We start from the raw sequence: 12,947 nt of genomic DNA on the forward strand, positions 1-12,947 counted from the left end.
AAGGCGTCTGGTTTTTGGTGTTCCGCACAACACTTTGGCAACATTTTGGCAATTTTTTAGTCTGTTGTGGGAGATTTTTAAGAACATTTTTCGAACTAGGGGTTTTTCGACAGTCTCGTTAGCCCGCATCTTTAGTTATCACGCATGAAATGCTAATTTCACTCAACGAAAGGAATTTAGGACATGCAAAAACGTAAACTTGGAAACAGCGACCTGGAAGTTTCGACTATCGGGCTGGGCTGCATGGGAATGAGCGATTCCTATGGACAGCCGGCCGACAAGCGGGAGATGATCTCACTTCTTCGCACAGCCGTCGAACGAGGTGTGACATTCTTCGATACGGCCGAAGTCTATGGTCCCTTCACGAATGAAGAACTGGTGGGCGAAGCCCTGGCTCCCCTCCGTGACGAAGTGGTGATCGCCACCAAGTTCGGGTTCAAACTGGGTCCCGATGGCGGTCTGAATAGTCGACCAGAACATATCAAGGAGGTGGTGGATGCCTCGCTCAAGCGCCTCCAGATGGATGCCATCGATCTGCTGTATCAGCATCGTGTTGACCCGGACGTGCCCATCGAAGATGTGGCAGGAACAGTTAAGGAATTGATTCAAGCAGGCAAGGTGAAGCACTTCGGCCTTTCTGAAGCCGGAGCGCAAACGATCCGTCGTGCACACGCCGTCCAGCCGGTCGCTGCCCTCCAGAGCGAATACTCGCTGTGGACCAGACACACTGAAACGGAAGTGTTGCCGACACTTGAGGAACTTGGGATCGGCTTCGTTCCCTTTAGCCCGTTGGGTAGGGGTTTCCTCACAGGAAAGATGGACGAAAACACTAAGTTTGACAGTTCCGACTTCCGTAACATCCTGCCCCGCTTTACGTCGGAAGCTCGGAAAGCGAATCAGTCCCTGGTCCATCTGCTTGGCAGGATCGCAGAATGGAAGAAGGTGACGCCGGCTCAGATCGCGCTCGCGTGGCTGCTTGCCCAGAAGCCGTGGATTGTTCCGATCCCAGGCACGACGAAGCTGCATCGACTCGACGAAAATATCGGAGCAGTATCTGTCGAACTCACGCCCGACGATCTACGTGAGATTGAGAGCGCAGCCTCGAAAATCACACTGCAAGGGGATCGCTATCCGGAATCACTGGAGAAATTGACCGGTCGTTGATTAATGAAATGACGTTACTGGTGAGAACGAGGCTCAGACTTTGCATCTTCATGAACTAATGTCTATGGTTTAAGTTTGATGTTGCTGGTTGAAATATCAAATGCCCAGTTTTTGGAATTATCAAGACAACTGGTTCCGTTCGTCACGATGAAATAGGCTGCCGGATCGGGGTTCCATGCCCAAAGGGTATAACAGCCTTCCACCAGGTCATTAATTACAAGAGATTGTCCTGGAGCTAAAGTGTAGCCGCGGTAACCGCATGCACTTTGTGGTCCGGCCTGAAGCAGATAAACAGAGGCCATCAATGTTGCCTTTGTTGTGTTGTCGATACGGATTTTGACAGTCTCTCCCTCCAGCACTGCCGGCAGAACTTGATTTATACAGGGATCTCCAGCACCGGAATTTCCACCGGGCATCGGAGTGAATGTTGCTCCTAAGGATGGCAGCAGGGGAGGTAAAGTAGCGGTGGGAGGCGGTATATTTGTAGCAGTTGCTGTTGGCGGCGGAGGTGTAGCGGTTGGGATGACGGCTTGGGTTTCTGCGATCAGCGCGAGAGCCGCTGCGGCTGCCGTGCTTTGCAGGTCAACCGCGTTGAGTGTGGGTGTAGCATTTGTGCCACAGGCACTGATGATCAGCGTTATGATGAGTGCCTGGGTGAGGATTGAAAAACTTTTCATGTCAACATCTCCATATCTCTTTCAGTCGGCTCGAATATCGCGATTGCCCTGGGCAATACCATGTATCCATGTCTCACGAATTCCTCCAATCATATCTCGGAACCGCGATACACGATTTCGTTATATATAGGTCGGGCTTACAGTGGTTAGATGCGAATTGTCAAAGCACGTAGGCGGTAGAAAGGTTCATAACCATCTTATGGTGTGTTTTTACGCCCCTATTCCCTGCGGGCGAACTTCCTTTTCGATGACTTCTGAGGGTGACAAATTGGAACTTTCCAGCCTGACAAAAAGCCTTGGTGGCAAGATTTGCAGAATGTCAGCGCACCAGTCATCTGGTATGCAGCAATGAAGATTACCTGCGATTCAACGCGGTCAGCGAGCACTCTCGTCACGACCCCAACACGACCCACCTTTGAGAGGGCGCCTAATACATCGTAACGCCCATCTTTTCTTCAGGCAAAGGTGGGTATGGTTTCACACTGCCAAAAATGCCATTCATCGCGGATTTTCAGGATGTATGTGGGTGTTTTTCCTGCATAGGGGATTGCTATAATGATTTATTATGAGCAACGTGAATTTCTTGTTGTTTCCCTCGAAGGATATCCCTTGATTGACGGGCAGGCATGGAACCAGGAATATGACAACGAACTTGATAAACATTCTTGAACAAGGCCAGGTGAACCTGAAAGTGATCAGTCACTTACAGGAGCCTCCTGCTCCATTCACACCGGGCGAGCCGCTCTGGGATGACCCGTATATTTCAGGGCAAATGCTTTCCGCACACCTAAACCCAACGAACGATCTCGCCAGTCGTCGTCCGCAAACCATAGACCATTCGGTAAACTGGCTTGTAGAGACCCTTGGTTTGCAAGCGGGAGATACAGTGCTGGACCTGGGATGTGGACCGGGTTTATATGCCGTCCGCCTGGCGCAACATGGCTTGAAGGTTACAGGGGTGGATTACTCATGCCGTTCGATTGAGTATGCCGTTCAATGCGCGCAAAAGCAGAAACTGGATATCCAATACCGCCATCAAAACTATCTGGATCTGGCGGATTCAGAACTGTACGATGCTGCGTTGCTGATATACGGCGATTTCTGCCCGCTCGCTCCAGATCAACGGAGTCAACTGCTCCGCAATGTTCATCGGGCGCTCAAACCGGGCGGCTTCTTCGTGCTGGATGTCACCACCCGCGAGCATCGCAAACGCCACGGTAGTGTCAATGGTTGGTACGCGGCGGAGAATGGTTTTGGAAGCCGGAAACACACCTGGTTCTCGAACAGGGTTTTGACTATCCCGAGCAATCCATTTTTCTGGATCAGGCGGTTGTGATCGAAACCAATGGCAGGCTTTCCTTATACCGCATGTGGTTCCAGGATTTTTCACGCGAGAGCATCATGCTCGAATTGAAAAACGGAGGCTTTGCCGTCCAAAGTACCTGGAGCGACCTGTGTGGCATGCCCTACGCGGACGAAACGGAATGGATCGGGATCGTCGCTAAAAAGGTCGAACAAAAATAGAAAAAAGGATCGATGTCCAAACATGAGTTATGGAGGAAAAACCTCCCGCTTACACGTTCCGGCAGGGTTCTGGTGTTGGGAATTGATCCATGAAGCACATCACCATCTTTGTTGCCGGCTCGCAGGGCGACATCCAGCCCTGTCTCGTATTGGGAAAGGGCTTGCAGGAGGCCGGATACCATGTGCTCCTGGCGGCTCCGCAGAACTTTGCGGGTTTCGTACAAAAACATGGCCTGCCCTTCCACCCTTTGCGCGGGGATGTTCAGCAGATCATGGCCGGGGAGACCGGGCGAGAGTACATGGAAAAGGGCGGCACGAACCCGATCCAGTCCATTATTTCCATGAGAAAGATGATCGGACCGATCGCGATCCAAATGGCGGAAGACGGCCTGGAAGCCTGTCGGGATGCGGATGCGCTCATCTCGCTGGCTGTGTTCGCTCCGTTCGGGAAAACAATAGCAGAGGTTCGTAACATCCCACTGATCAATGTCGAGCCGACCCCTGTTCTCCCGAGCGTCGATTTCCCTGCGCCCGGGTTTCCCATCCAAAAGAATCTCGGGGGGAGGTTCAACCGCCTCTCCGGTTTCGCAATGCTGCAGGTGATCTGGCAATGGTATCGTCCCTTTGTGAATGAATTCCGAGATCGCTTTGGGTTAGGAGCTATGAGTGGCAGGGATTTCCATCGCACTCTGACCTCCGCTCCTTTGCTGGGCGCATACAGCCCAACGGTAATCCCTCATCCAGGAGATTGGTCGGAGAAGGTCCATATCACCGGTTATTGGTTTCAGGACGATCCTGTCGAATGGCATCCTTCCATTGAATTGGAAACCTTTCTGGAAAAGGGTGAACCGCCTGTCTATGTTGGATTTGGTAGTATGGCAGGGCGCAATCCGCAACACTTTGCAGGGATTGTGCTTGAGGCTTTGGCCAAGAGTGGTCAAAGGGGAGTACTTGCCACAGGCTGGGGAGGTATGAATGTGATGAAAATTCCAGACAATGTGTCCGTGATCGATTCTGCCCCGCACAGTTGGCTGTTCCCGCGCATGGCGGCGGTTGTGCATCACGGCGGCGCAGGGACGACTGCGGAGGGATTGCGTGCTGGTGTGCCAACCGTGATCGTTCCTTTTATTGTCGATCAACTCTTCTGGGGAAAAAGAGTCAAGGCACTGGGCGTTGGACCGCAGCCAATCCATGCCAAACAACTGACGGTGGACAATTTGGCCCATGCGATCCGGACAGTGACTATGGATCCAAAAATGAAGCAACGGGCGGAAACAATAGGTGATTTAATCCGCGCCGAGGATGGTTTGGGTAATGCAGTGAAGATCATCAAGCAGTATTTGGGAGCATGACCATGTCCAAGAAAACCGAAGACTACCAGATCGTTCCTTTCCCAAAAATCCGCCGTTTGATGGTGGATGGCGGGCGGCTGGGACGCCAGAAACATCTTATCCACGGGCTGGTGGAGATGGATGTCACCCATGTGCGCAGGCTGATCCGTGATCACAAGGCAAAGACGGGCGAGTCTCTTTCCTTCACGGCATTTGTTATGGCTTGTCTGGGTCGGGCTGTCGATTTGAACAAACATATGCAAGCCTATTGGACTTGGTGGGATAAACTCGTAATCTTCGAGGATGTGGACGTCAACACCATGTTTGAAGTCGAGCTGGATGGCCGCAGGATCATTCGCCCCCATATTATCCGGGCGGTTAACAGGAAGAATTTCAAAGATATACATGAAGAGATTCGGGCATTCCAAACTGAATACGAGAGCAGCCGCGAAGGGAAGCTCATAGGTTGGTTTGTCCTGTTGCCCGGGTTTATCCGACGTTTCTTCCTTGGGGTTCTTTTCAAGAGCCCGCGCCTGCTAAAGGAAATGAACGGAACGGTATCACTGACGGCGGTGGGCATGTTTGGGAGCGGGGCCGGCTGGGGCATCCCTGTCTCGAACCATACGCTCCAGATCACCCTCGGCGGCATAGCCGAGAAGCCGGCATTGGTCAATGGGCAGATCGAAAACCGCGAATACTTGTACGTGACGATCAGCATGGACCACGATGTGGTTGACGGCGCCCCGGCAGCGCGCTTCATTCAAAGGCTAAAGGAATTCGTCGAGAACGGTCATGGCATTGCGGAGTTTCTTGGATGATCGTGTCAGTTAATCTATACCGCATGGAATGTATCAGACATGGAACGCCATTCGATACAGCGATGCCACTCAATCCCAGCGGCCCACAACGGAATAGTTAAAGAATTAGTGCGGTCACAATCTCTTGTGAAGTTTTTCCTAAAGTTGTAAATCTGCATAATAAGTGCTACAGTAAATTTGCATTTTTGAGAGAGTAGTTGGGCTGCTCAGATGTAATTATGTATCGGCGTTTAATCGTATTGGGCGGCATTCCATAAGAGGTTGAGAAACTCCAATTTATTCCGTACAGTGACGATGATGACCGACTCCGGGCTTAATTTTGGTTCACAAAATTATTGTCTCTGGATTTATGCTCACCTGGACTGCATATAACCAGGGCAACTTCCAACGCTTTCCAGTAAGATGCTGCAAGGTCTTGTAAGTGTTTCTTTCTGCAGGTTGTTTTTCAAACGACGCTATAAAGGAGGTTCAAATGGCAAAGGCAAAGACGAAGGTGAAGGCAAAAGTCGGGATCAGCGAGCGAACTTTCAACGCCCGCCCGGACACCCTCGATTTTCGGGACAAGATGTACGTTCCCACTCTGATCGAGGTGCCAACTCATATCCCCTTGAGCAGATATAAGAAATACAAAACCCCCATCCTTGACCAGGGAAAGGAAGGAGCCTGTACTGGCTTTGGGCTCGCTACTGTTGCCAACTATCTTTTGACACGCCGCAAGGTCATTCCCGATCCAACGCCTGTGAGCCCGCGTATGCTGTATGAATTGGCAAGACGTCATGATGAGAGAGTGTCAAATATCATGGACTTTGTTAGCCCATGATATTTGACACTCTCCAATTCCATGATCGAGATATATTCGAATGCAAGAGTGCCCATGTCGAAGTAGCAGCCAAAGGCCTGTATCGTTCCATCACCTTCCATGTCTTTCTCAGTGATGTAAAAGTCTGTCCCACCGAGAAAGTAGTGAAGATGGACAACAGCCTTGCTTTCGAGTTGTGACTGTTCGTATGTAACTGGCATGGCACGGATCTGTTCCGCCAGGGAGACAAACTTCTTTTGGAACCATTCCCCTTCAGACCGGAAGCAGTTATCCCACATAACTTTCATCTGCGAAACATTCATGAAGGGCTTCAAGAAAGCCACAGCCTGTACGACGTTTGCCGGCATTTCCTTGTGCTTGTTCATTTCAATCCACCTTTCGCGATAACAGCATAGTTGCGTTTCGCGCGGGAAGCAGCTTTCTGTTTTGGAGTGGCCGACCAACGTCGCTTTAATTTCTTGTCAGCGCGGGCCTTTTCCAGCTTGCGGCGTACTTCTTGCAGTTCAAATAGATCAGCTTCGGAAAGTTGATGATGGAAGTTCTTTTTCATTTTTATTCTCCTGAACAAAATTTTGATTCGGGCATCTCACCCCGATCCATTCTCTGTCATTGATTGAAATTGTGGTTCTGGAACAAAAACCGACCATCCTTTTGGGGTGGCCGGCAACAACCTATATCTACCAATAGTCATAGTTCTTTTGGTTTTGGAAGCGTTTGACCGCTGCCTTCACATCTGCAACATCGTTCAAGATATAGGCATTGAGGACGAGGTTCCCGTTCACGACAACGATTCCCACATAGGGTAGATCGTCGCCAAGAAAACCAACTACAGCATCACGACCGGTTGCATGATCATGAAGCCATTCCTTGTCGATCCCGGACAAATCGGGTCGGTCGGGCAGCAGTCTTTCAACCACCGTTCGCCACTCTGGGTGCCGACTATCAATATCCTGGTGCACATCGAATACATTGATGTACCACCCTCCAACATATGGTCCCGCATCAGGGACCGCAAACGGGTTATATTGCCAGGGCATTGGAACCTCCATTCCGAAATAAAGAATGCGCAGGTCAGCCTGCGCATTCGGTTGGTCCCGTTCAGAGCACATGAGCTCCTTCGGGAGAATCAAAAAGCCCGTCTCAAAAGAGACGGGCTTTTGTTGGCTACTTGCTCACGGGTCTTCCAAAGGTGATTATTCGCGGAACGCTGAAGTATCTATGCGTTGGTGAATGAATGACCCAGAAGGCCTTATGGTATTCGGTAGGGGGCTGGTAGCCCATTGAGATACTACCGATCTTTATCCGCCAGCCTTTCCATACTGCGGCCAGCGTGCCCTCCTGTTGGGCGACAGTTCTTTTTCCACTCATCCAGAGCAGGAGCTGGATGATGATCGTGACTATTTTGTCCATAGTCCTCCTTGTTGATGAGATCAAATATATTTGGCTGTTAGTTCTCCTCACCGCATAATCGGCATAAATATATTACCACGAACCCGCCTCCACTTGGAGGCATATCCCTGAATAGGATCCTGCATAACTGGGAGTGTGGCGACTGCAGGTACGGTCAAAAGTCGGCATTCACTGACGGCTTTGAACATCAAAATAATACGTCCAGTGCCTCCAGCAGAAAATCAATGATTCGATGGAGTATTCGATCTGGCTCACTGCCGGCAATGACGACTAGGACTAGAATAGCGGCTTGTGTTCTCATAGTTTCACCTTTGTTTGCGATATGAGTCGTTTTGAATATGAATTAAGACTTTTCACCCTTGGGGCGCCATGATCACACATCCAGGTAGTCCGGGAGGGCGGGGGTAACAACTCTCCCGGAAAGCGGAATTGGAACGGGAGAATAAGTTCAATCCTCGATGGAAGGAAGAACGGACGAAATAGAGAAGGCGTGGGAGGCGTGGGAATGATAGTGATTATTTGAAAAGAGGGGAAAGGGCTTGCAAATACAAACAGGGGTTGCTACAATATTTTTATTCATGGTTTAGCCTCCGTGAATTTATAGCCCGACGAGTTAGAGCTCGTCGGGCTTCGCGTTTAATTTGTCGGGCCTTTCATCCCGATCACATTCTCTGTTTATCTTTGATCACTTTTGCGGTAGCGGTACTGCATAAACCCCCTCTAACAAGAATTCCATTAACCAGAACAAGGCAATACCCTGGGGTGCCGCCTTGTTCCAGAAACTCACCTTTTTTCTACAGCCCCATATACCTTGCCAGATCCTCTAACTCCACAAGAATATTTCGAAGTATCTGATATGGTTCGTTGCCGGCAATCACTACCAGCATGATCATAATTGCAATCGTCCTCATATTCATATGGGCGTGGGAGTTATTCGTGGGTGTGGAGTGAGGCCCAATGTTTTTGCAATGTACCTTGCTATATCGAGAGAACTTCATGTATGGTTCCCACTCCCACGCTCAAAGGATACCTACTCTTGCCGACTATAGCAGGAAAATCGCATAGGGCAGAAGGTGTAGAGTATTTGTTATTCTTCTGGATGATTGGATTGGTGAGTAGAGGAGAATGTTGAGGGATATGGATAAAGGTCTTGAGAGGATGAAAATGCAACAAAAACACCCAACGTGGTGTCGGGCGTAGGCAAGGGGTAAATTAAATTGTGGATGTTACTAAGAAAAGATAGTTACATTATAAGGGATACCAGAAAGTTGTCAAGGATAATTAGACAGTTGATCATGAAATTTCATGGAACACACTCAATTAGCTTGGTGGGTTTGTCTTCAGAGTAGCCGTCAGACAGACTGCTGCAGCCCATTTAATGGTGTGCTCAGCCTTGTAGCAATATAACTCTATCCATGTCTCCAGCGCCGCATGAGTTCTGTGTGCGGTGCACCGGTGCCGGCTGCAACCATTTCCATTATCCTAGAGTACAAACCAAGATAATTACAGGCTAAACAATTTCAGCATACTCCCATGCAGAGAAATCCACTATTTCAACAGGTACATACTCAGGATCAAGGTTGTGCTCCATGCACTTAGCCAAAGGGTGGTTTTTCGGTCAAATCCCGATAGTTCACAGGCTATGAATGGTGGCGCTTTTTATTAGTGCATTTTCAAAAACTACCTTGGAAACGGGTAAAAAGACCTTGGGGTGGAATCTTATCAATCCTGTTTCCGAAAAATTAACGCATTTTAGGCTATTTATAGAGCAGTTTCTCCCACGGCTTTTATAGGGCAATAGACTTATGTCTGATAACCCAGCCTCTTCCGGACAGTGCAAGGGTGGTGGTCATCAGGCTTTCTGCATCATAATTCCCGAAAAATATCCTTTTTTCAATTTTGGGGCATAAGAGTGTGTACACCCCTCAAATCTTTCGAGTAAAAATTTTAGCCATTTAGGATTTTATTCAAATACCACCGCCTTCCAAGGTGCCTGCACCTGAAATTACTGAGTATACATTTTTTGAAAACGTTATTGATCAGGAAGAAAAAGTATTTTCATCATTCTTCGCCAAGTTTATGAACTCAGTTAGATCTGGCAATTAACTTATATGCCCTAGATCAAGTATAGTGCTCCCACGTTTTTTCCCACGTTCGATTTCCCTTATCTAAAACCCTGGCATTGACTCTCCCACGTTTCCCACGTTTATTCCCACGTTGGAACATTTTGGTCTGCGCAGAGGTAGACCCCCACTTGATCATGTTTATGATGGAGGCCATGCAGCAAACTACTGAACTTGTACCCACCAATGGCATTTCGGAGAATGTGTTTCAATTTTCAATTCTCCAGCAGGGAATAATATATCTTTCTACGCTCTTTCCCACAGCAGCGGTCTTCATGTATGGTTTTCTTGGATCCTTCAACCGCTTGTTGGGTGATAGCTTCTGTTCTTTTTATCATGCAAAAAACCTCGGTCTTCTTAGGTCAATCTGGTATTGGCGATTAAATTGGAGCGGCAGATATTCCGCTTATGCCTTCGACTGGTTGGTGCTCAAACTTTTTGGTTCAAACATCCAATTATTAATTCCGATCGTTTTGTGTATATGGGTGGTTGCAAATACCGCAGTAGTCTATTTGCTATTGAATTCCAAAAAACACGAATTTCGCTATGCTCACGTTCATCTAATCCTTGGTCCAGTGTCTGTGTTCGTTATTCTTACCATCAGCCCTTATGTGGAACAATCTTTCATCTGGATTGACGGCTTCCGTGCCTACACCCTCCCGGTGATCCTGCTTGCAGTGTACCTGGCCTTATATCTTGCCTTTGCCAACAGGATAAACAAACGGTCAAGGTTAGCCGCATCTATCCTGTCGTTTTTCTTTTTCTATATCAGTGGAGGGCTAAGCGAGACTTTTGCGATTTTCCAACTGGCACTGTTCTTATTTTGGATTGTGTATGTTTTGATCGTAGAGCGCACCAAAGAGACACTTAAGCTGCAACTTCTCGTTGTTGGATTCATCGGTACCCTGGCCTCTTTCCTAACCATAGTCACGGCTCCCGGAAATGCAGTCCGACAGGGGATGTTTCCACCACCACCAGGCTTACTCGAACTGACAAAAATTTCCCTTGCTGGTTATGGCGAAGTTCTGGGAAGTATTTTTTTGACACCAGAAAAGATTATGGCATTGTTTGGCTCTGTAGTTCTTTCTGCATGGGTTGGGAGTGTTTACAACGGGAGTATCACACTGCGTGGCAGGAAGATCCTGCTGCAAATCGCTGGAGCCGTTCTTTTACCCATTTCGTGTATTGTACCGGGTGCCTATGTTTATGGCGAAGCACCACCTGAACGAGTTTTGATCATCTCGACTTTTATTATGAGTGTGTTAGCCATGTCGTCCGCATTCCTGGCTGGCAATCTCTCACGTCAAATCGCCTTTCCAATGGGCAGAAAGTTTCTCTTACCCATCGCAATCCTGTTACTGTCCTTTTCATCCTTATCAAACGTGGATATCCTTTTCAATAGCAGGGCGGAATACGCAAGGTATGCACAAAGTTGGGATGATGTCGATCACCTTATTAAACAAGCACGGAGTGATGGAAGGGATTCAATTGAAATAACGGAAATGATGCCTAATTGGGCGGGAATCAATCAGCCCATCCCGAACCCAAAATTTTGGGTAAACAGGTGTTACTCATCTTTTTACGGCATTGAAGTTATCGGACCTCCGTAATCTTAGTGCCACTGCACTTTTCGGCCTCTTCGCGCGGGCGCGCCAACGTAAACGTAGCCCTCTTCCGTGTCACTCCTGACCACCGCGCCGGCCGCGATGACTGTTCCTTTACTGATGGTAATACCGCCAACGATAATAGAACCGGTACCAATCAGGCAATTGTCCTCAATCGTTGGGGCGGACTCGAGGCCGGACTTGAGGTGTGCGTGGATGAGACTTCCCGCGACCACACAGTTGTCTCCGATGACGACATCGTTGCAGATAAAGCCTGAAATATATGATTTCATCCCAATCCGAACGCGATCATAAATTCGCGCGCCATATTCGATCACGCAGTCATTTCCTATTTGGCAATCTTCACCTACAAAGCAGTGGTAGTCAACTCGGAGTCGATCACCAACAATATAAAGATTTTGGCCGAGATGAGCCTCGAAGCGACCCTATTCAAAACCATGGACTAGAAATTATCATCGCTTGGAAGTATGGCTCGTCAGATCAATTTACTTTGCCTCGTCAGGCAACGACTGGAGACAACTGATTGTTCGATGAAACCAGTCAATTGTTGAAACTAGTAGATGCTGGCGCTTCTCAGGTCAGAATCGCGCAAGAATTTCCAACCCACAAGTGGAAGCTCATCAGGTATAAGGTATCTTCTATACGTGGTGGCAACAGCTTGATGTTCAGACCAAAACTAATAAAGGATGAAGAAACGTTTTTTCAGTTTCTCAATCGCAGTCGGGAAAATAGTTCTATGGCGGACTTGACTTCTGTCTCCTATATCTCGATGAATTTCCAGAGTTTTGGACCCGCATTCTCGAAGTGATGCGCCAACCGATGGGAGACAAAGTTGACACCATCAGCCGCACCAAGGGATCATAAACTTTTTCAGAAAACTTTCAATTAATTGCGGCCATGAATCCCTGCCCGTGCGGCTTTTTTTCTGACCCACAAAAACCCTGTACGTGCGCTCCCGCTGTCGTTACCAGATACCAAAAACGCATCTCCGGCCCCCTGCTCGACCGTATTGATATCCATATCGAGGTGCCGCGCGTGGACTATGAAAAACTCAGCAGAAATCGCCTGGGCGAAACATCCGAAACCATACGAGCCCGCGTACAAGCAGCACGAAACATACAAAATAAGCGATTTGCAAATGGGGAATCAAAGGACATCGTCCGTAATGCCGATATGCGCGTTGGGGAGGTAAGGCAATTTTGTCAGTTACAGGTTGAGGAACAGAGCTTGATGCGTTCTGCGATGACTCAACTCAATCTTTCGGCGCGAGCTTATCATCGTATGTTGAAGCTTGCGCGTACCATTGCAGATCTGGCTGGAGTTGAAGACATCCAGTCCGCGCATTTGGCGGAGGCTTTGCAGTATAGACCGAAGTTGATGATAGGGTAACGAGGTAATTTAGTTTATTTCTTTTCCAAGTTACATTGTGAAATATTTCCTAAAATTGACTTTTTT

General features: G+C 48.5%; 14 protein-coding genes and 1 pseudogene. 9 read left to right on the forward strand and 6 right to left on the reverse strand.

All coding sequences use genetic code 11. The features are described from left to right. Positions 1–183 precede the first annotated feature (183 nt). Positions 184–1,164, forward strand: a complete 981-nt coding sequence (locus tag AC14M5_RS05970; protein ID WP_484028730.1) for an aldo/keto reductase — start codon at positions 184–186, stop codon at positions 1,162–1,164. 62 nt (positions 1,165–1,226) lie between these two features. Here AC14M5_RS05970 and AC14M5_RS05975 read toward each other — a convergent pair whose 3' ends face one another. Further along, on the reverse strand, positions 1,227–1,841 hold the full coding sequence (locus AC14M5_RS05975; protein WP_484028731.1) for a hypothetical protein: 615 nt from the start codon (positions 1,839–1,841) through the stop codon (positions 1,227–1,229). Positions 1,842–2,481: 640 nt separating this feature from the next. Here AC14M5_RS05975 and AC14M5_RS05980 point away from each other — a divergent pair. The 5 genes from AC14M5_RS05980 (at position 2,482) to AC14M5_RS06000 (ending at position 6,334) form a co-directional block, all read left to right on the forward strand. Then, positions 2,482–3,177 (forward strand): SAM-dependent methyltransferase, encoded by a 696-nt coding sequence (locus AC14M5_RS05980; RefSeq protein WP_484028732.1) that lies wholly within the window; start codon positions 2,482–2,484, stop codon positions 3,175–3,177. After that, a complete protein-coding gene (locus AC14M5_RS05985) occupies positions 3,174–3,365 on the forward strand; it encodes a hypothetical protein (RefSeq protein WP_484028733.1) in 192 nt (63 codons plus the stop codon). The genes AC14M5_RS05980 and AC14M5_RS05985 overlap by 4 nt, the downstream gene beginning before the upstream one ends. Before the next feature lie 89 nt (positions 3,366–3,454). Further along, positions 3,455–4,717, forward strand: a complete 1,263-nt coding sequence (locus AC14M5_RS05990) for a glycosyltransferase (RefSeq protein ID WP_484028734.1) — start codon at positions 3,455–3,457, stop codon at positions 4,715–4,717. 2 nt (positions 4,718–4,719) lie between these two features. Beyond that, complete coding sequence (locus AC14M5_RS05995) at positions 4,720–5,514, forward strand: 2-oxo acid dehydrogenase subunit E2 (RefSeq protein WP_484028735.1); 795 nt, start codon at positions 4,720–4,722, stop codon at positions 5,512–5,514. 472 nt (positions 5,515–5,986) lie between these two features. Beyond that, positions 5,987–6,334 carry a hypothetical protein gene (locus tag AC14M5_RS06000; protein ID WP_484028736.1) on the forward strand — a complete coding sequence of 116 codons (348 nt, stop codon included), beginning with the start codon at positions 5,987–5,989 and terminating at the stop codon, positions 6,332–6,334. On the opposite strand, the gene AC14M5_RS06005 is transcribed toward AC14M5_RS06000, so the two are convergent. The 4 genes from AC14M5_RS06005 to AC14M5_RS06020 form a co-directional block, all read right to left on the reverse strand. Beyond that, positions 6,289–6,699, reverse strand: a complete 411-nt coding sequence (locus AC14M5_RS06005) for a hypothetical protein (RefSeq protein WP_484028737.1) — start codon at positions 6,697–6,699, stop codon at positions 6,289–6,291. The two genes, AC14M5_RS06000 and AC14M5_RS06005, sit on opposite strands and share 46 nt — an antisense overlap. Further along, positions 6,696–6,884, reverse strand: coding sequence for a hypothetical protein (locus AC14M5_RS06010; protein WP_484028738.1), 189 nt, complete (start codon positions 6,882–6,884; stop codon positions 6,696–6,698). Before AC14M5_RS06010 ends, AC14M5_RS06005 begins: the two co-directional genes overlap by 4 nt. A 127-nt stretch (positions 6,885–7,011) precedes the next feature. Further along, positions 7,012–7,443, reverse strand: a complete 432-nt coding sequence (locus AC14M5_RS06015) for a hypothetical protein (RefSeq protein ID WP_484028739.1) — start codon at positions 7,441–7,443, stop codon at positions 7,012–7,014. A 55-nt stretch (positions 7,444–7,498) separates the two neighbouring features. After that, positions 7,499–7,744: a hypothetical protein gene (locus AC14M5_RS06020; RefSeq protein WP_484028740.1), complete on the reverse strand. Its 246-nt coding sequence runs from the start codon at positions 7,742–7,744 to the stop codon at positions 7,499–7,501. A 2,278-nt stretch (positions 7,745–10,022) separates the two neighbouring features. Between AC14M5_RS06020 and AC14M5_RS06025 the strand changes: the two genes are divergently transcribed. Then, a complete protein-coding gene (locus AC14M5_RS06025; protein WP_484028741.1) occupies positions 10,023–11,477 on the forward strand; it encodes a DUF6056 family protein in 1,455 nt (484 codons plus the stop codon). 2 nt (positions 11,478–11,479) lie between these two features. On the opposite strand, the gene AC14M5_RS06030 is transcribed toward AC14M5_RS06025, so the two are convergent. Next, positions 11,480–11,764 (reverse strand): DapH/DapD/GlmU-related protein, encoded by a 285-nt coding sequence (locus AC14M5_RS06030; RefSeq protein WP_484028757.1) that lies wholly within the window; start codon positions 11,762–11,764, stop codon positions 11,480–11,482. A gap of 496 nt (positions 11,765–12,260) precedes the next feature. On the opposite strand from AC14M5_RS06030, the pseudogene AC14M5_RS06035 reads away from it, so the two are divergent. Beyond that, positions 12,261–12,530, forward strand: a pseudogene (locus AC14M5_RS06035) (ATP-binding protein); the annotation flags it as partial. After that, positions 12,528–12,881: a magnesium chelatase subunit ChlI family protein gene (locus tag AC14M5_RS06040; protein WP_484028758.1), complete on the forward strand. Its 354-nt coding sequence runs from the start codon at positions 12,528–12,530 to the stop codon at positions 12,879–12,881. The pseudogene AC14M5_RS06035 and the gene AC14M5_RS06040, both read left to right, overlap by 3 nt. Positions 12,882–12,947 lie beyond the last annotated feature (66 nt).

Source organism: Candidatus Villigracilis sp., assembly GCF_057083605.1.